This is a genomic window from Mobiluncus mulieris ATCC 35243 (assembly GCF_000160615.1).
Taxonomy (GTDB): Bacteria; Actinomycetota; Actinomycetes; order Actinomycetales; family Actinomycetaceae; genus Mobiluncus; species Mobiluncus mulieris.
Genome location: NZ_GG668520.1, coordinates 120863 through 140195 on the forward strand (window position 1 = coordinate 120863; position 19333 = coordinate 140195).

Below are 19333 nucleotides of genomic sequence, written 5' to 3' on the forward strand. Positions count from 1 at the left end.
GGGATTTTGGGAAGATTTTCACGCGGGTAGCCTGCGTTTGTAAAATCTTGGCTTTTAAAATTACTTTACTTAGTTTTTATAAATTGGAAAAATAGGCTTTAGAATGAAGTATGCTCGAAACCGAAAAACTCCCTAAAGTCGCGGTGGTTATCCCCGCTAAGGACGAAGGGGACTCCATTGCCGCCACGGTCAGAGCCTCGAAAGCCATTCCGCGTGCGGATTTATTCGTTGTCATTGACGACGGTTCTAGCGATAACACGGGAGATGCGGCTCGTTCTGCCGGTGCGGTCGTGGTGCGTCATTCGGTGAACCGCGGTAAAGCCTCGGCGATGGAAACCGGGGCGAAGGTTGTGGCCATGCGCGATTCCGAAGAAGATCCGGCTCGCTTAATTCTGTTTTTGGACGCAGATCTAGGTGATTCAGCGGCCGAAACCTATCCCCTGGTGAAAGCAGTAATGTCCGATGGAGTGGATTGTGCGATTGCAAATTTACCAAAACAAGCGGGGGCAGGAGGCCACGGTTTCGTCACTCGCCTGGCACGAAGCGCCATCCGCTGGGCTACCGGATGGGAACCAGCCCAACCGCTGTCTGGACAACGCTGCTTGCAGCCTAAAGCCTTCTTTGACTGTCTACCACTCTCCCCTAGCTGGGGAGTGGAAACCGGCATGACCATAGACCTGCTGGTACAAGGGTATTCGGTACAAGAAGTTCCCTGTGAATTGACCCACCGAGCCACCGGTAATGATTTCGCGGGTTATACACACCGTCTCCACCAGTTTCTCTATGTGCTCCTGGCGGCTACCATGCGCTTCATTCGTCATGTCCGCGCCCCGCGACAGCTACGCCTTAGTGCCAGCGATACCCAGGTATCCGGGGCTGTCTATCAACTTAAAACCACAGGATAATAGTTGACGTGGTTGACAAACTTGGCACAGCGAAAGCCCGGAGGATTGCCGCCGATTTCAATCCCAGAACAACCTAAGAGACACTACTTTGCTTCCAGGTATTTATGCGCAAACAGCGAAAGCCAGGCCGGGGCGGCGACGGTAAATCCGACTAAACCAACCAGCACCGTAGAATCATTGAGAGCCATCCCCAACATCATGGCGGTAAACCACGCCCAGATAAAGGCTTTTTCAGGCGCACTCAGTGGTATCCCTTCGGGGGCGGTTTGTGCCCGAGCAGATCCCAGAAGCCAGGCATAATCGCGTCGATAAGGATTGCGCCAGTTGGAAAACAAAGGCCAAGCTAGCAAGGCGATACCCACGAAGAAAATCGCGGTGGTTAGTCCCACTACAACGGGATTCCACCCGGCGGTAGAGAGCTGGGTGAGTTTCCCCCACAAGATTTCACCCAGCTTGCCGTCCCGCACCGAGTCCACAAAGTGACCCAGGTGGGTGCGCTGCGAGGGCGGGCGCAACCAATCCAGATAAGCCAATAGCGCCGCCAAGCCAAATGCGAACAAGAGCACCACTAGTGATAACAGAGGTTTTAAAGGTTTGGAACGCAGCTTAACGAACAGGACGACGAAAGCGGGAAAGGCGGCAAGTAGTCCCCCGAAATCTGCCCCCAAAAATGGAATCGCATCAATTGCCATTACCCCGACGGCAAACAACAGCAACACCGCAAACAGGGGGCGACGCGTATTTTCGCCGGCTAAGCCATAGATTAGCGAGCACAGCAGCAACGCACCGGTGAGGTAAATCGCAAACATCATATTGTCAATCCCGTAAAAACGTCCCCCGATGGTAGATTGGGCTCCCATCACAGCATCCAACATCATCGGCGAACCAATCCACGGGTCGAATAAGCCTATTACCAGCGACGATACGCTTATTATCGCCAAAGGGCCAAATAAAGCATTTAAGCCTAATCCCGACCAAAAAATGCTTATTATTCCAGCTACGGCAAAAGGCAACAACGCCCCAAACCAGTAAAACTCACCGACCGCCACTTCGGTTTCGCTCGACCCGGCCTCCCACCACGGCACAAGATTCATCAGAAATGAAGCGGCGGGCACCAAAGCCAGGAACAAACCCATCCCGCGCCAAAATCGCAGCAACCGACGGGGACTTTCCCAGGTGGAACCCAGATTCGGGTGCAGGCGCCGATTCAAAGACCACACCCCCGCAATCAAAACTATCGAGAGCAGGGTGGATAGCAGCGGGATAAAGCAACGTTGCGCTGGCAGAATAATGGCGGCGCGGCGCGCGGCCGATGCCAGCGTCCTGACCGACACATTTTGTTTGGCTCCAATCGGCTGACCCTTGACCTGGGGGGGAATCACCGCCCCGAAATAATCCAGAATAGTGGCACTCACATCCGCTAGTTGCACCAGGCCAGGGCGCCGGGTCGAAGCCGAAGTAGCCGCCCCACTACCAAAATAAGACCCGAAACCCAGAAACGCTTGCAGGCGCGGCTCTCCCCCAACACCCGGGGCATCAGATGCTGAAATCGCCATCAGATTCCAGCCTTGATCACGCGCCTGTTCAAGCAAGGCAGCCACCATCGAGAACTGTTTTTCCCGAGGCACCACCGTGATATCAATAAAGCTGACGCTCCCAGGCCGCAAAGCCGTGCCCAGCAAAGTGGCGAAAACTCCCGGGTCGGCATTCTGAAAATAGGCATCTGGATAATACAAATCCGACCCGGAATGCCCCGGACGCGATTTTTCATTTCGAAACCAGGTCGACACCTTAGAGCCAAAGGTATTAAGAGTGATGGCACCTAATGAATCCGCCGTCAACTGCGCCGCCAGATTCCAGTTCCTCGCAGCCTTCCCGGATCGGTTACCCACCGCCAGTGCCGCCAAGCCTTCCGAAACACTCGTCGTGTCCCCCACCGTGCGTGTTACCAGGTTGGCTTTTAGCCCGGTATCAAAAAACTGATTTACCGGTGAATCACGCCACACCGCAGTGTCCCAACGCCACTGTTGTCCCAGCACCACCACCAGGGGCGGACGCGAACCTAGCGGAGACAGCGAAGCGGCTAGGCTTTTGGGCCCGTGTGACCCACCGGGGATTTTCCCGAAGCGAGCGGCGGTTTCCCCCCCGCTGGAGGCTGGGAGGCCGTGGGCGTTTGCGGCGCACCGGGAACCTCGAAAGTCGCCCCGGGCGCCGGGCTTTCCTGGCTGGGAGGCTGGCTAGCGTTCGCCTCGCGGTCAGGCGATTTGCGGGGCGTATCCGTATCGCTTTTGTTCCCACTGTTAGTGTCGCCGGTTGCTTCGCTCGTCGTTTGATGAGTCTGACGTTTAATCGCATCGGAAGTACGGCGCCCCGACTGGTTCAAAGCCCCCGGATCTAAACCAGGAATATCGTTCTTTTGGAAGGGATCCCAGTGCAGTTCCTGTTCCGGAGCCCAAGGCTTGGTATCAAACTGGGATACGGCACTCATTGCCCCAGTTATTAGCCCCATGCTCAAAAGAATAGCCGTCAACCCTGCGACCAGATACCGCGTCGTAGGCAGGGGCTTATAGGGACGTTTCAACGGCTTTCTTGATTTAACCGTTGACTTTCCCGAGCCAGAACCGCGCAGGGTATTCATTCCGGACACGCCGGGTTTAGCTGCTCCCGGGCGCGGGGTACCCTTGGTAGCGGAGGCTGAGGTTCGCATAGTCAAATCATAGTGGAAATTGTCTTTTTTTCCGAGCTTTACGGAAATGTAACGTAATGAGAACCGGATTCTCACCGCCGAAATCTGATTCCTCGTATTGGGGCTGCCCCCGATGAAGCCAAGTGCTCTGGGTGGGGCGGTATGATTTAGCCATGATTGATATGCGCCTAATGAAAGAAAATCCCGAACCGATGCGTGCCTCCCAGCGGGCACGCGGCAATGACCCTGCCACCGTTGATGCCGCTATTGCTGCCGACGACAAGCGTCTAGAGGCCTTACAGGCGTTTGAAAATGCCCGCGCCGAACAAAAGGCATTCTCTAAGCAAATTGGGAAGGCTTCCAAAGAGGAACGCCCCGCATTGCTGGAAGAGGCCAAGCGGATGAGCGAAAAAGTCAAGACTCTAGAGGAGGCTGCTAATGAAGCCGCCACAGCGGCGAAGCAAGCCGCGATGGTGTTGGAAAATCAGATTCTGGACGGGGTTCCCAGTGGCGGCGAGGATGATTACGAAGTCCTGTCCCAGGAAGGCACCCCGATTCGTGATTTTGCCGCCGAAGGCTTTAAACCCAAGGATCACTTAGATTTGGGACTCGGCTTGGACGCGATTGATACCGACCGAGGAGTAAAGGTTTCCGGGTCGCGTTTCTATTACTTGAAGGGAGTGGGGGCTCGGCTGGAGCTGGCGATTTTGAACGCCGCGATTGATACCGCGATTGCCCACGGTTTCACCCCGATGATTACCCCCTGTATGGTTTCGCCCGCCACCATGAGTGGCACCGGATTCCTGGGCGAGCATTCAGACGAAATCTATTACCTGCCGGCTGATGACCTGTACCTGACCGGCACCTCTGAGGTGGCTCTGGCTGGCTATCACACCGATGAAATTATCGACCTGTCCGCCGGTCCAAAACGTTATTCCGGCTGGTCAGCCTGTTTCCGTCGCGAAGCCGGGTCTTATGGCAAGGATACGCGCGGGATTATTCGGGTACACCAGTTCCACAAGGTAGAGATGTTTTCCTATTGCCGCCCGGAGGAATCGGTGGAGGAGCACCAAAAACTGCTGAATATGGAACGTGAAATGCTGGCCAAAGTGGAGTTGCCCTATCGGGTAATCAACACTGCAGCCGGGGATTTGGGCTCTTCAGCCGCCCAAAAGTTCGACTGTGAGGCGTGGCTGCCGACTCAACAGCGGTTTATGGAGGTGACTTCTACCTCTAACTGCACGACTTTCCAGGCACGGCGCTTGAATATCCGTTACCGTGACGAAAATGGAAAGACCCAAACCTGTGCCACGCTTAATGGAACGCTCGGTACAACTCGGTGGATTGTAGCCATTTTGGAAAACCACCAGCAAGCCGATGGTTCGGTGCGGGTTCCTGCCGGTTTGCGCCCCTATATGGGGGGGCTGGAAGTGCTCGAGCCAGTCAAGTAATCGCTGTGCAGCGTGAGCGGCATGAGGTAAGGTTCAAAGTGGGCAGTTACGCTTCTATGGTGAGATTTCACGAGGAGAAGCTGCGGAATTTACGCCTTCCTTCCGCGCCAAGTTCGTTGCTGCTTGCCTTGGATATTGACGGCACTATTCTGGAAGAAGGCCGTCCCCTATCGGAACGATTGGTACAAAATGTGCAATATTTGCGCCGAGTCGGGGTTCATATCTGTATCACTACAGGTCGCTCGGTACCCGCAACTGTACCAATCGTTCAACAACTGGGATTAAGTAATACCTGGATAGTTAGCGCCAACGGCTCGCTAATTGGACGCTATAGCACCGATACCGGATATGTTTTGACCAACCAGTACACTTTTCCGGTTCATGAGGTGCTGGCTCGGGTTCTGGATGCCATGCCGGATGCCCTGATTGGAGTCGAGGATTCCCCAGCCGGATTTCGAGTACTAAAACCCTTTCCCCCCGGAGAACTGCGAGAAACCATCGCGGTGCAATCCCTGGAGGAATTGGGCGCCAAACCAGTGTCTCGCGTAGTTGTGCGCAATCCCCTCATGAACAATGAAGAATTTGCCACCACCGTAGCCAAAATAAACCTTTCCGGCGTACAGTCCGCCATCGGGTGGCGCGCTTGGTTGGACATCAACCCCCCGGGAACTTCCAAGGCGAAAGGCCTGCAAATCGTGTGTAAAAATCTAGGCGTGGATTCCCGCCATACCCTAGCCATAGGGGATGGGGCGAATGATATTCCCCTGTTACAGTTCGTGGCCTACGGGGTGGCGATGGGTAATGCTAATCCAGCAGTGAAACACGCTGCCGATAGCACCACCCTGGCGGTGGAAGACGACGGCGCGGCGGCAGTTTTAGAGGCGATTTGTGCAATATTACCTGGTGAAACCGTATTTGAATCCCCCTCAATCGCGGACTAAATCCGAGTTTTTCGTGTCACTCACAGCTTAAAGAAACAAGAATCTTCCCACAATTCCCCAGTGACGTATAGAATTGAAACAACCGATTGAGGGAAGGTTTTAAACATGGCAAGATTCGATACTGCGGAGCACCTGCGGTGGTTATCCCATCACATGCAACAAGTCCTTGAATACGGACAACGTGCGTTTTTACCAGGTGGATTTGGATATATCTACGCTGATGGCACCACGGATAGAACCTCGCCAGTGGAACTAGATTTGACCGCTCGTTCCACATATATTTATGCGTTGGGGACATTGTTGGGAATTCCCGGCTCGGCACGCCGCTGTGACCACGGATTGAGAGCCCTGCAATACACATTCAAAGACCCCGAATATGACGGCTGGTTTAGCTTAGTAGAGCCGATGACCGAAAAGGCAGTCAAGGCACGCACCCCCGGGAAACCGGTGGGACCGGAAGAAAAACACAAGAGCTCCCGGTCTATGTCCTATCTGTTAGAAGCCGCAGCGGCAGCTACTATTGCGCAACGCCCCGGGGCGAAAGAACTGATGGAACAGGCCATTGCGGTAGAGGAAAAATATTTCTGGGACGAAACCATCGGGCGGGTCAATGACTCGTTTAACCGAGATTTTTCCGCGATGGAAAACTATCACGGGATGAGCTCAAATCTGCACGCTGCCTCAGCTTTCCTGACGGCGGCGGATGCCACCAAGAATTCCGAGTGGATTCGACGTGCCGCACGAATTACCGAATTTGTAATCGAAGAAGCCCGAAAGAACAACTGGCGGATTCCCGAACACTTCGACGTAGAGTGGCAAGAAGACAAGGAATATCACGTTGGCACCCCCGCCGATCCGCGCCGCCCCTATGGGGTTAACGTAGGGCACTGTTTTGGGTGGTCACGAAAAATCATCCAGGTCGCGGCGGCGATGCAAGAATTGGGCGAACCATTCCCGGAAGACAGCTTCGAGGTTGCCAAGAATATCTTCAACCGCATGGCCGAAGACGCGTGGAAACAGGACGGACACCCGGGTTTCTTCTTTACGGTGGACTACCAAGGCAAGCCCCTCATGCGCCAAAGTTTCGCGTGGGTGGCGAGCGAAGCAATTCAAGCCCTGACCGCCCTAGGTTTCGCCATGGCCGAAAGAGGCGTGAGCATGGATGAAATCGGCTACTACATGAGCTATTACAACGAGTGGTGGGACTATCTAGAGGGCTATGTTATCCAGCCGGATGGCTACTGGGTGGGGGAGTTGAATCCGAATAACCAACCTGATGATACCGTGTGGCCGGGTGCCCCCGATATTTATCACTCCGTGCGGGTACTGCTGGCTCCTCGGCTGCCCAATACCCCGTCGAAGCCTTTAGCAATTGCCAGTGGCTGTTTGGACCACCCCGTCGACCACGAACACCACATTCATATTTGGGTGTAACTGCGGGTACCCCAATTGTTTGGGGGATGGAAGCTTCACGCTTCCATCCCCCAAACAATTCTAGGTTCAGAATTTTACACGTCGTCTTTACTTCCCACGAAGTGGACACGAATCGAGTTGGTATGTCCGTCTTGCCCCGGGGGCAACCCCCCGACATATATCACCACATCGCCTTTTTCCGCCAAAGACTTGGCAAGCACGGTTTTCTCGGCATCGTGAATCATGGTGTACATACGTTGCGCCAAAGTCACCGGATAGGCTTTTATCCCCCAAGCTAGTTGGAGTTGACGCCGGATTTCCTCGTGGTAGCAGAAGGCATAGAGCGGAGTAGCGGGGCGCAAGCGCGCCAAGCGACGCGCGGTAGCTCCCGAATTGGTGAAGGCCGCCACAAACTTCGCCCCGGTTTTCTGAGCGATAAGCACCCCGTGACGGGCAATAATCGACCCTAAATCCAAGTCGGTGTCACGTATCTTGGCAAAGTGGCGCGCCCCATCATTCTCGGCAGATTCGATAATTTTTGCCATGGTTTTCACGGCCTCTACCGGATACGCCCCTACGGCGGTTTCCCCGGAAAGCATCACGGCACTCGCCCCATCCCACACCGCATTAGCACAGTCGGAGGCTTCGGCACGGGTCGGGCGCGGGTTGAAAATCATGGACTCCAAAACCTGAGTCGCTACGATTACCGGTTTTGACTCCAAGCGGGAAAGTTCGATGGCACGTTTTTGTACCGTAGGGACTTCCTGCAGGGGCATTTCCACACCCAAATCCCCACGCGCCACCATCACCGCGTCAAATGCCTGAATGATTTCCTTGAGATTCTCTACCGCTTGGGGTTTCTCGATTTTCGCAATCACCGGTAGACGTCGTCCAACTTCGTCCATAATCTGGTGAACATCCTCGATGTCCTGGGCACGACGCACAAAAGAAAGCGCAATAAAATCAACGTCTTGCTTCAGCGCCCAGCGCAAATCATCGGTATCTTTTTCGGATAAGGCTGGGACGGAAACCCCCACTCCCGGCAAATTTAAACCCTTATGGTCGGAAACCTTGCCGGGAACTTCCACCGTGGTCTGTACCTCGGTTTTGGTCACCCCAGTTACCCGCAGCCGAATATTACCGTCGTCAATCAACAGTTCATCCCCAGGACTGCAATCCCCAGGCAGGCCTTTATACGTGGTGGAAACCATTTTGGAATCCCCCTCAATATCACGGGTAGTTATAGTGAAATCCTGGCCTTTAACCAGTTCTTCGGATCCATTAGCAAAGGTACCTAGGCGAATTTTGGGGCCTTGCAGATCCACCAAAATCGCTACTGGCTGGTCAAAGTTAGCCGAAACTCGGCGCACCATGGCGATTACGGCTTCGTCTTCTTCCTGGGTGCCATGGGAACGGTTAACCCGCAATACATTCGCACCCGCTTCGATTAGACCCCGAATAGTTTCTTCCGAAGAAGTAGCCGGACCTAAAGTACATACAATTTTAGAACGTCTCATGCCTCTACAGTATCCAAGCAAAATGACTTTGGCTAGTGGTTTTACTCGCTTTTTACGCAATATTTTGAGATGGATTCATGAGGCGCTAGCCCGGTCACTTCGCTTTTTCCGAAACGGTGAACCCGTAATTATTGCCCAAGTGGCGGAGGGCGAGGGATTCGAACCCCCGGTGAGTTTCCCCACAACGGTTTTCAAGACCGTCACATTCGGCCGCTCTGTCAGCCCTCCATGCGGTGACCTTACATCCCCATTATTCTAACAGGTTGGAACCAAAGCTCTAAGTTTTCGACGTACCCGACGGTGACGCGATATAACCAGGTAAAAACTGATGCCAAGTATTAGGCAGTCAACACCGACCCAAAAGTCATAATTCCGGTCTGAAGCCGGCAAAATGGAATTGTTCCAAGTTAAGGTGCCCAAGCTACTAGACTAAGAGGTAAGGGTGAAACGAATCCGACGCAGAATCGAGGGATGATGACTGGAACAAACCAAGGCTGGAACCCAGGGAACAACCCGGGAAATTTTCCACCTACCGGCAGATCCGCCACCCCGGGGGTGCCTAATCCGGGGATGGCACCTCATGCACCCGTACCCCGACCTACTACCCTACCCGACCCCACCGAGAAAAGCCGCAAAAAATGGATTATAGCCATTGTAGCGGCGGCAGTGGTGCTGCTGGTACTGCTGATTACCTTCGGAGCCTTGTGGCTGCTGGGAGGCGATTCGCAAGGGGCACGTTCAGCCTGTACCAAAGCAGCGACGGATTTGACCAAAAAATACGAAACCCTGCAAGACTCCGTGAAAAAAGCCGAGGAACTGTTACAAAACACGGATGCGACTACCCTGACCGATCCGCAGCTACTGTCGGATTTGAAACTAAAGACACAACAAGCCGGTAAGGCGATAACCCCGTTAGCTTGCGACTCCACGATGAAACAGGAGCAGCTGGCTAAAAATGCCTCTGAGATGCTGGCCACCACTGAAAAACTATCCGCGCAGCTCGACGACCTGGATAGAGCCATTGCTTCTTTACGCGATTCCCAAAACATCAAAGATTTAGGCGAAGTGAAAACCGAGTTGGAAAACACCGTGAAAAGCGGCGATGACCTGATGAAACAGTTAGAAAAAGAAAAACTGGACGACACCGAAGCCCTGGCGGCGCTTCAGGCACAACTCGACGATGCCAAACGCCTCTTAGACCAGGTAAATTCCCTGAAATCTGCCAGCGAAGATAAGGTCAGCGACCTCTCTGAATCCATGCGCGCAGCTCAAACCCGGCTGCAAGAAGACATGGATGCAGTCAAGAAAGCGGCAGCTAAAAAACGCGAAGAAAAAGCACGTCAAGATGCCGAAGACAAAAAGAAGCAGGAAGAACAAGAACGGCTCGAACGGGAACGCGAAGCTAGCGAAAAAGCTCGGACACACACACCTTCCCCCAGTACCACAGAAGGCGCGGATGGAGATTACGAAGGCCAACCCGATGGTACCGCCAACAAAAAACCACCGGCCTGCGCGGTGGGTTCCACGATGACCGACCCGAATGGCGGTAAGTGGCAGTGCGCAAATACGCTTGACCCCACCACCGGCACCTCTGCCCCGTCCTGGGTACAAGAGACTCCCGCCACTACTCCCGCGAACTAATTTAGGATGTAGCCGGGGATGCGGAATTCGACGGGACGCTAGGGGTTTCACTCCCTTCGGGGGTTTGAGAAGGGGACTCGGCGGGAGTTGTCGGCGGAGCGGGCGGTGCCACCGCCACAGTGGCACGCAACTGCGAGCCCAAGGCGACAATTTGGCCGGCCTTGTCCAGACTCAACACGGTACCGGGCGCGGCCGTGTCGGTTTCTTTCTCGGAAGTAATCAGGCTAACCCGGTTGGCTCCTACGAATTTCTGGAGGGCATCTAGGGTTCCGCCCTGCAGTTCGGAGGGAATCAGCACATTACCAGAAGCCAGCTGCAAATCTACCGAATCACCTTTTCTGGCCGGAGATCCCTGTTCAGGATTAGTCGACACTACCTTGTCTTTATCGATGGTGCCAGAGTTAACCGTGGAAATATTGCCTAAAGCCAGTCCGGCGGCCTTCAGGGCACTGCGAGCCTGTTGCTGGGTCAAGCCCTCTAGGGATGGCACCACCGTGTCGCCCGGCCCGGTAGAGAAAGCCACTTTCACCTTGGAGTCCTTTTTTACCATAGTTCCCGGAGCCGGGATGGATTTCACAAACAAGCCCGGCGCGATTGTCTCAGAATTCTCTCCGGGAGACATGGTCATTTTCAGCCCTGCCTCGGTCAAGGCGGTGCGTACCTCTTCTTGATTCATGCCTTTCAGCTGCGGAACCGCCACCAAGTCAGAAGCACCGCCCTCACCCCCGACGAAAATCCAGTAATACCCGAATCCCAAGACAGCGATAATCAACACTGCCAACAGCGTAAAGACCAGCGGCAACCGGCTTTTCTTCGTCGGGGTACCGGGACGCGTCAGGCTCTGAGTCCGGTAAAGATTGGAATTAGGCACTTGCCCCGGCGTAGCCGAGCCATCCAGCGGCGCAGCAGCGGCAGGATTGGAAACCGGCGGCAACACAGTGGTACCACCCCCGGGGGCGGTGGGCGGCAATGCCCAGGTTTGGGTATCCGGCGCGGTTACTTCCATGCCGTGCAGGGCAGCATTCAAATCGGCACGCATCGCGGCGGCATCCGCGTAACGCTCCTCGCGGTTCTTAGCTAAAGCCTTCATCACCACCCGATCTAGAACAGGCGGAATATCGGGGGCAATCGAGGAAGGCAAAGGCGGCAGCTGCGAGACATGTTGAAAGGCCACAGCCACGGCCGAATCACCTTTAAACGGCGGTTTACCAGTCAACAGTTCAAACAGCAAACACCCGGTGGAATACAAATCCGAACGGGCATCTACCTGTTCTCCGCGAGCCTGTTCGGGCGACAAATACTGGGCGGTACCCACCACCGCGTCGGTTTGGGTCATGGTGGTTTGAGAATCAGACAGAGCCCGGGCAATCCCAAAATCCATCACCTTAACCTTCCCGGTAGTAGTAATCATCACATTGCCGGGTTTAATATCGCGGTGTACCAGGTTTTGGTGATGTGCATATTCCAGGGCATCCAAAACCCCGGAAACAATCTCGATGGCCTCGTCTATAGGCACGGGGTTTCCATCGGTCAACAGTTCGCGTACCGTGTGTCCCTCGACATATTCCATCACGATATAAGGAACTTGAACGGTCGCTCCATCCGAGGCGGTAAAGGTTTCTTCGCCCGTGTCATACACCGCCACAATCGCGGGATGGTTAAGATTGGCCGCCGCCTGGGCTTCGCGCCGGAAACGCGCCTGGAACACAGGGTCACGAGCCAAATCTTGGCGCAAAATCTTGATGGCAACAACCCGGTTCAATCGGGTGTCGTTGCCCACGTGCACCTGCGCCATTCCGCCGCGCCCGATGAGCTGGCGAATCTCGTAGCGTCCCCCAATAATCCTATCCGACTGGGTCAAGGCAGTCCTCCTCCGTAGCCGTTTGCGTCACAATCCTGGATTCACCCAGCGTCTGGCTGTAATTTACCCTAGCCGAAGCGCTGTGTCCTTGCGTTGAAGTTATCAATCCAATAATCAAAGTCATTAAAACTACTGCCGTAATCACAATAGCAGCAATAATTTTGCTCCTCTCGCTGCCGGAGTGTTTGTCCAAGCGACTGTCTGCCCGGCGCCGCGCGGAAGGCTCTAAACGGTGTGCCGCCTTGCGATTTTGGTTTTCTAGGGCAGTGCGGGACACGGGAATGGCGGCGCGTCTCGGGCTGGGTGGGGTGGTAGCTCCGAATCCGGGTCTCGCGGGGGAAGTCGCTGTGGAGGCGGGCACAGCTGCGGCAGGTCTGGGCGACACGGATAACGGGACTGGCGGGGCAGAGTCTCCCGGAGATGCGGCTGGCGGGGTGCTTGTTGGGGTGCCGGTCGTTGTGGAAACGTCAGCCGGGTGGGTCGCCTCCCCTTCATGAGGTGCCATCCCCAAGGCGTCCGCTCCCCTCGAGTCATGATCCGGTTCGGAAACAGTGGGGATACCCTGGGTAGGTTCTAACGGTCGGGTGGGACGCGCAAAACTCATCCGGGGAGTGAAAGCCGGGGGAACTTCGCCGTGCCACAACAGGCGAATTCGCTGCTGAATTTCGGCGGCCGAAGCGGGTCGCAGCGCGGGGTCTTTTTCCAGCATCGCATAGACCAGCTGCGCCACTTCCGGAGCAACCGTATTCGGCAGGGGCGGCACCGGGTTTTTGACGTGCGCCAAGGCGATATCAACCTGGGTGGAACCGGTAAATGGACGTTTTCCAGCCAGGGCTTCATAGGCTATCACTCCCAAGGCGTAAATATCGCCGGCTGCCGTAGCAGTGTGCCCCATGGCCTGTTCGGGAGGCAGATACTGGGCGGTTCCCATAACCATCCCCACCGCTGTCAAAGCCTCAGCTCGGGGTGCCAAGGAAATCCCAAAATCAGTTAGTTTCGCTACACCCTTGTCTGATATCAAAATATTCGAGGGTTTCACGTCACGGTGAATCACACTACCGGCATGGGCGGCTTGCAAGCCACCCGCCACTTGCATCAGTATCGGCGCGAGTTGATCCCAGCTCAAGGTGTGTCCCCCTGCCAGAATATCCGACAGAGGTCGACCCTCGACCAGTTCCATCACGATCCAGCCCTGACCTTCGGTTTCCCCCCAGTCAAACACAGCTGCCAGGTTCGGGTGGTGCAGTCGCGACGCATTAATGGCTTCGGCACGCAGCCGCGCCAGGAAGGTTTCTTGACCGCTCAGTTCATCTTTCAAGACTTTTACGGCCACCACATTTTGGCTGCGTTTATCCCAGCCGCGCCAGATTACACCCATACCGCCTTTGGCCAGCACCGATACCAGTCTGTACCGGTCGTTCAAAACTGTGTTAGCTCCAATCATCAGCTCACCCCCGCCTGGAGGATGCGCTGGGCTAGGGGGGCGACGGTATGCCCACCGGTGCCCCGGATGCCCTGGGGATCTTCAATTACCACGGCCACCGCAATTCGCGGTGCTTCGGCGGGGGCAAAACCCACGAACCACAGGTCTTGCCCCGAAGCGATGCCAGTTTGAGCCGTACCAGTTTTCCCGGCCACGGTTATCCCTGGAATTGCGGCGGCCTTGCCGGAACCTGTTTTCACGACCTCTTGCATTAGAGTATTCAAATCGGCGGCGACCTGAGGTGAAACCGCGCGACCCAGTTCTTGGGGAGCGTGTTGTTGCACCACTTGGAAATCCGAGGATAAATCTTGGTTGATCAAATAGGGTTTCATCACCATCCCACGATTGGCCACCGCCGCAGCCACCATCGCCATCTGCAGCGGAGTGACCCGCACAGATTGCTGGCCTATCGCCGCATTGGCCAGGAAGGAGGGGGCTTCGGGCAGGGGGAATTGCGAGGCCACACCGGGCATAGGAATTTGGACGGAGGTAGCGAAGCCAAAACGTTTAGCCTGGTCTTGCAAGGCCTTGCCCCCCAGGTTCATCCCCAGCTGCGCGAAGGGCGTATTGCACGATTGCGCGAAAGCAAACCTGAATGGTACCTTTCCGTTTCCACACGGGTAGCCCCCGTAGTTGGACAAGGTAACATTCGTGTTTGGCAGCGGCAAGGTGGTGGGCGCATCAACCTCGGTATCGGGCTGGATTTGCCCGCTAGAGAGCAGCGCAGCAGCGGTAACAATTTTGAAGGTTGATCCGGGCGGGTACAGTTGCGATATGGCTCGATTCATGAGGGGCTTGCCCGGATTGGAACGTAATGCCTGGTAGTTATCCAGTACCTGTTTCCCATCGGCACCGCTCAAAGTATTGGGGTTAAAGGAAGGTGCGGAATACATCCCCAGGATTTCACCCGTAGCGGGATTTAAAGCAACTGCCGCCCCGGTTTGACCATGCAAAGCCTGGACACAAGCTTCTTGAATTTTGGGGTCAATCGTCAAGGAAACATTCCCACCCCGAGGTTGTGAGCCGATGAACAAGTCCTGTAGGCGTTGCAGCCATTGAGCATCGGATTTCCCGGAAAGCACGCTGCCCGCTTCTTTTTCTAGCTCGGTGACCTGGCCATGTACCGCCGCCGGGAAATAACCCGTGATATGCGCATAGTGTTCACCTTGGGGATAGGAGCGTTGATAGCTAGCATTCACTCCTGTACCAGTCGGTACAGATTGAGCCAGGATGAGTTGCCCCGCCACGATTTTGCCACGTTCTTGACCCCAATAGGCATCCGTTACCCGCCGGTTGTAGTCATTAGCATAGAGCCTGGGCGCATCAATGAAGGCGTGATAGGTCAAAGCCAACATTAGCGCCAAAACCATCAGGGTCAAAGCAAGATAGAGTCTACGAATTTGGGAATTCATCGGTTCACCACCTCGGTGGGAGCGCCAAGAATCGCCTCTACCGCACTATTTGTACCGCTCGTTCCATTATTTTGCCCGGGTTGGGATTTAGCATCCAGAGTGACTGGAGCCGGGCGGGGACGGCGCGCCGAATCTGAGATACGCAACAAGATAGCGATTCCAATCCAGTTAGCGAATAGTGAGGCTCCCCCGGCTGCTACAAAAGGTGTAGTCAGACCGGTGGAAGGAATCAGGCGCGTGATACCCCCCACCACAATGAACAGTTGCGCGCCAATTCCGAAAGAAATCGCGGTAGCCAGCAACTTCCCAAAACCATCACGCACCCCCATCGCAGTGCGCAAACCACGCTGCACCAAAATCAAATATAACAAGAATATTGCCAGCATTCCCGTCAAACCCAATTCCTCGGTTAGCGCCGAGACGATGAAATCGGAATTTGCCAAGGCGGTGCGCCAAGCCTGACCGCGTCCCCATCCATTACCGCTCAAGCCCCCTGAGGCAATTCCGAACAGTCCGTTTACCAACTGATAGGATCCCCCCGGTCGGTCGATAACCGCCGGGTTAAAAGCGTCCAGCCAGTTCGATACTCGCTCTTTGACATGTGAAAACATGGTATAGGCCAATACGGCTAGGGGTACCATCAGCAGAGCGCCGAAAATAATCCACGAGGGGCGGTCGGTGGCGACATAGAGCACCGCCACGAAAATCGTGAACATCAACAAGGCTACGCCCAAATCTTTTTGTGCCACCAGCAAAGCCAAAGAGGCTAGCCAGGCCACTAGCAGCGGAAGGAAGTCCCGCCACCTTGGCAATTGCAAAAACAGGATTTTCTTGCCTGCAATCGCCAGGGAATCACGACGGTATTCGAGGTATCCCGCAAAGAAAATCGCCAAACACAATTTCGCGAACTCGTTGGGTTGGATGGATTGACCCAAAATCCGTATCGAAATATAAGCCCCGTAGGATTTCACTCCCAGGCCAGGAATCAAGGTGGCCATCATCAGCAAAATCCCTAATATTAAGCCCGCCCAAGCGAATTTGCGGAAAAAACGGTGGTCACGGAAACACACCAGGATGGTCAGGGCACCACCGGCCGCCACCAGGGTCATGATTAGCTGTTTATCCCCCGAAATTTGAGCCAAACTGGCCGGGGTGTTCATCCGCATATACTCCAAATCCAGCCGAGAAATCATAGCTAAACCAATCCCGTTTAAGGCCAGGGCAATGGGCATGATCACCGGGTCGGCGAAGGGCGCCAGGATGCGCAACGCCAGGTGCAAAACCAAGCCAGAAAAGGCGATACCGGCACAGTGCCAGTACCACAGCGCCGGAGCCTCCGGGTGGAATGCCATTACTGACAGGTAGCCTCCCACCCCCAGGGCGATGGCCAACAGCGTTAAGGTCAGTTCTGAGTTACGCCCCGAGCGCGCCGGATATTGAACCACAGTAGCCATTACTCGTCCTCCGCCGGTTGGGGTTTAGTCGCAGTTTCCGGGGGAGAAACCGTTGGTTTAGCGGCGTTTTTTGACCGTTTAGTCAAACCGGTTTTCCGCCAGGAATCAAGGATTTTGTTGGCTTCTTTGGGGGATTGCAACGCGATGGTAGCGTCGAGTCTATCCTGGATTACCGGAGCTAGATTGGCGTAACGTAAGCCCTGTTTTTTGACCGGATGGTACAAATCCCAGGTTCCGATTGACTGGTTGATTCCCTGGAACAAAGTAACTTCCCCGTCCTTAACACCCAAGAAATACTGAGTTTGGCTCCACTGATAGGCCTGATAGGTACCAAATCCCAGAGCCGCGAGCAACACCAACACCGTGAGGATAGTGAAAATCTTGGCTTTGAGGCTCAACTTTCGCGGGTCACGCACGGGAGCGCGTTCGGTTTCCTCCAAGGGCTTACCCCGGCGCAGCATCGCAGCGCGTTCGGCGGGAGTAGACTGCCCGATGCTAGCTCCCGCCGGGGTGGTAGAAGCCGCTCCCACCACCTGGGCGGCGGTGGGAGTGAGTTCGTCATCAGAATCCACTACATCAGCCACCACCACAGTGACATTATCCGGGGCGCCGGATTTCAAAGCTAGTGCCACCAGTTGTTCGCAGCAGGCTTCGGGATTGGGCTCAGAACGCAGGACATCCCCGATAGTCTCGGCAGAAACCACTCCGCTCAACCCGTCGGAACACAGCATCCAACGGTCGCCCATCACTGCCGCACGCATGGATTCATCCAGGGTCACTTCCCCTTTAGAGTCCCCCAATACCCGCAGCAAAACGGAACGTTTGGGGTGGTGAGCCGCCTCTTCGGGGGTGATTTCACCGGTTTCCACCAGATACTGTACAAAAGAGTGATCCGTGGTCACCTGAGTTAAATCAGCATCTCGCAACAGATAGGCACGCGAATCCCCAATGTGAACCATGCCCATCTTGTTTCCAGAACGCAAAATCGCCACGCAAGTCGTCCCCAGCCCCGCGAGTTCTTCATAAGATTCAGACAGTTCCACTAGCTCCTGGTGAGCTTCTTGAATCGCGGCGCGCAGCAAATTCAGCAGGTCATCGGCCGCGTGGGAATCCTGGTCAAGAGGAGCCAAATGCGCCACCGCCACCGAGGAGGCGATATCGCCACCGGCCGGTCCGCCCATCCCATCAGCCAAAACCAGCAAATGTGGCCCCGCATAACCGGAATCCTGGTTGTTTTTGCGCACCAAGCCAACATGGGAACGAGCCGCGTAACGTAACTGGATGGACATCAGCGTAGCTCCACTATGGTTTGTCCGAAGCGAACTGGAGTCTTGGCATTTAGCGGGGTGGGGGCGGTGATACGTACTCCTCCCACGACCGTACCATTGGTAGATCCCAAGTCCTCTACGTACCACTGGTTGTCTTGCAGATATATCCGGGCATGTTGCGCCGAGGCATAGTCATCATCTAACACCAGGGTAGAAGTGGGGGCACGACCGACAATAATCGGGCGATTAGAGAGCTGCAAGGAAGAACCCGTCAAGGGACCCTCCGTGACCAACAGGGTAGAGACCGCTTTAGATTTAGCATTTTTTTTGGGTCGTTTTTTGCTTTTAGCCGCGCGAGTTCTGCGGGTAACCATAGTGCCATAGATGTCTCGGCGTAATACCACCAAAGCACCCCCCACCAGCAACCACAGTAAAACCAGGTAGCCGATGCGCAGCAGCGTAAAGCTCAGTTCGTTCACTAGCCCTGACCTTTCGCGCCTGCTGGGTAAATGAAAACCAGTTTGCTTTGTCCGATGGTAATCGTATTGCCGTGCATCAGGGTGGCTTCGTGTACCTTATGGCCTTCGACATAGGTGCCGTTGGTAGACCCCAAGTCACGCAGGATATAGAACTGACCCTGACGAGCCACTTCGAAATGCCGGTGAGAAACACTCGTGTCTTGAAGCGAAATATCAGCAACCTCGCCACGTCCCACTACAGTGAGGTCTCCGACCAACAAATAAGTCTGTCCACCCACGACTTCTAACAGGGGCTTGTCGGCATTTTCTTGCAACAGGGCTGCTTCGCTGGAAGACTCCGAATTGGGGGATACCCCGGGGTCAGCGGAAGATACCGGGGGAAAATTAGGTGTCCAGTTTTGACCATCCAGTACAGAGTGTTCCGGAATGTTTTGACCGTCTGGTACACTTTGGGCGGGGGTTTCTAGCGGCGCCACATTCTGTATCGAATGGGCTTTCACCTCGGTTTTCCGCGTTCCTTCCGGGGCGACCAACAGCTCTATCTGCACCGATCCCACCAGAGAATAGTTTTGTTCCCGGGCATAGCTTTGAGCATCGCGAGTAAACTCGCTGAGCAAAGCCTCCTTGCCCCATTCCGTGAAAGCCGCATCGGTTTGGGGCGTGAGGAAGACCTGAAACTGGTTCGGAGCCACCGTACGTTCCCGAGACATTGGAATCGCCTGGCGATCCATGACCTGTCGGATAGCTTGAGTAATATCAATGGGTTTATCTGGCCCAGCCTTGTGAAACTTTTCAATCATCCGGTCGAAAATCTCCACAGTC

At 55.0% G+C, this 19333-nt stretch carries 15 protein-coding genes and 1 tRNA gene; 5 read left to right on the top strand and 11 right to left on the bottom strand.

The features are described 5' to 3' along the window. Nucleotides 1-110: 110 nt before the first annotated feature. Nucleotides 111-905, top strand: a complete 795-nt coding sequence (locus tag HMPREF0577_RS08540; protein ID WP_004013421.1) for a glycosyltransferase family 2 protein — start codon at nt 111-113, stop codon at nt 903-905. An 83-nt stretch (nt 906-988) separates the two neighbouring features. On the opposite strand, the gene HMPREF0577_RS08545 is transcribed toward HMPREF0577_RS08540, so the two are convergent. Both HMPREF0577_RS08545 and HMPREF0577_RS08550 read right to left on the bottom strand, forming a co-directional pair. Continuing rightward, nucleotides 989-2947, bottom strand: coding sequence for a serine hydrolase family protein (locus HMPREF0577_RS08545; protein WP_248613772.1), 1959 nt, complete (start codon nt 2945-2947; stop codon nt 989-991). 41 nt (nt 2948-2988) lie between these two features. After that, the gene (locus HMPREF0577_RS08550; protein ID WP_231282643.1) at nt 2989-3612 is read right to left on the bottom strand and encodes a hypothetical protein; all 624 of its coding nucleotides are present in this window, start codon (nt 3610-3612) and stop codon (nt 2989-2991) included. A gap of 152 nt (nt 3613-3764) precedes the next feature. Between HMPREF0577_RS08550 and serS the strand changes: the two genes are divergently transcribed. From serS to HMPREF0577_RS08565, 3 genes are all read left to right on the top strand, one after another. Beyond that, nucleotides 3765-5042 carry a serine--tRNA ligase gene (gene serS / locus HMPREF0577_RS08555; protein WP_004013425.1) on the top strand — a complete coding sequence of 426 codons (1278 nt, stop codon included), beginning with the start codon at nt 3765-3767 and terminating at the stop codon, nt 5040-5042. Between the two features lie 38 nt (nt 5043-5080). Then, nucleotides 5081-5983, top strand: coding sequence for an HAD family hydrolase (locus tag HMPREF0577_RS08560; protein WP_036342771.1), 903 nt, complete (start codon nt 5081-5083; stop codon nt 5981-5983). A gap of 105 nt (nt 5984-6088) precedes the next feature. Continuing rightward, complete coding sequence (locus HMPREF0577_RS08565; RefSeq protein WP_004013427.1) at nt 6089-7417, top strand: AGE family epimerase/isomerase; 1329 nt, start codon at nt 6089-6091, stop codon at nt 7415-7417. Nucleotides 7418-7491: 74 nt separating this feature from the next. On the opposite strand, the gene pyk is transcribed toward HMPREF0577_RS08565, so the two are convergent. Together pyk and HMPREF0577_RS08575 are read right to left on the bottom strand one after the other, a co-directional pair. Continuing rightward, a complete protein-coding gene (gene pyk / locus HMPREF0577_RS08570; protein WP_004013428.1) occupies nt 7492-8913 on the bottom strand; it encodes a pyruvate kinase in 1422 nt (473 codons plus the stop codon). A gap of 140 nt (nt 8914-9053) precedes the next feature. Continuing rightward, nucleotides 9054-9141, bottom strand: a tRNA-Ser gene (locus tag HMPREF0577_RS08575). 243 nt (nt 9142-9384) lie between these two features. On the opposite strand from HMPREF0577_RS08575, the gene HMPREF0577_RS08580 reads away from it, so the two are divergent. After that, nucleotides 9385-10554: a hypothetical protein gene (locus HMPREF0577_RS08580; protein WP_004017685.1), complete on the top strand. Its 1170-nt coding sequence runs from the start codon at nt 9385-9387 to the stop codon at nt 10552-10554. Between the two features lies 1 nt (nt 10555). Here the strand turns inward: HMPREF0577_RS08580 and pknB are convergent, their stop codons facing one another. From pknB to HMPREF0577_RS08615, 7 genes are read right to left on the bottom strand one after another with little or no spacing between them, the layout of a single operon-like run. Further along, on the bottom strand, nt 10556-12415 hold the full coding sequence (pknB, locus tag HMPREF0577_RS08585) for a Stk1 family PASTA domain-containing Ser/Thr kinase (protein ID WP_004013430.1): 1860 nt from the start codon (nt 12413-12415) through the stop codon (nt 10556-10558). After that, the gene (locus HMPREF0577_RS08590; RefSeq protein ID WP_004013431.1) at nt 12399-13859 is read right to left on the bottom strand and encodes a serine/threonine-protein kinase; all 1461 of its coding nucleotides are present in this window, start codon (nt 13857-13859) and stop codon (nt 12399-12401) included. The genes pknB and HMPREF0577_RS08590 overlap by 17 nt, the downstream gene beginning before the upstream one ends. Next, nucleotides 13859-15310, bottom strand: a complete 1452-nt coding sequence (locus tag HMPREF0577_RS08595) for a peptidoglycan D,D-transpeptidase FtsI family protein (RefSeq protein ID WP_004013432.1) — start codon at nt 15308-15310, stop codon at nt 13859-13861. Before HMPREF0577_RS08595 ends, HMPREF0577_RS08590 begins: the two co-directional genes overlap by 1 nt. Next, nucleotides 15307-16764: an FtsW/RodA/SpoVE family cell cycle protein gene (locus HMPREF0577_RS08600; protein WP_004013433.1), complete on the bottom strand. Its 1458-nt coding sequence runs from the start codon at nt 16762-16764 to the stop codon at nt 15307-15309. The genes HMPREF0577_RS08595 and HMPREF0577_RS08600 overlap by 4 nt, the downstream gene beginning before the upstream one ends. Continuing rightward, complete coding sequence (locus HMPREF0577_RS08605; protein WP_004013434.1) at nt 16764-18053, bottom strand: PP2C family protein-serine/threonine phosphatase; 1290 nt, start codon at nt 18051-18053, stop codon at nt 16764-16766. The genes HMPREF0577_RS08600 and HMPREF0577_RS08605 overlap by 1 nt, the downstream gene beginning before the upstream one ends. After that, nucleotides 18053-18511 (bottom strand): FHA domain-containing protein FhaB/FipA, encoded by a 459-nt coding sequence (locus HMPREF0577_RS08610; RefSeq protein ID WP_004013435.1) that lies wholly within the window; start codon nt 18509-18511, stop codon nt 18053-18055. The genes HMPREF0577_RS08605 and HMPREF0577_RS08610 overlap by 1 nt, the downstream gene beginning before the upstream one ends. Beyond that, nucleotides 18511-19329 carry an FhaA domain-containing protein gene (locus HMPREF0577_RS08615; RefSeq protein WP_004013436.1) on the bottom strand — a complete coding sequence of 273 codons (819 nt, stop codon included), beginning with the start codon at nt 19327-19329 and terminating at the stop codon, nt 18511-18513. The genes HMPREF0577_RS08610 and HMPREF0577_RS08615 overlap by 1 nt, the downstream gene beginning before the upstream one ends. Between the last annotated feature and the right edge of the window lie 4 nt (nt 19330-19333).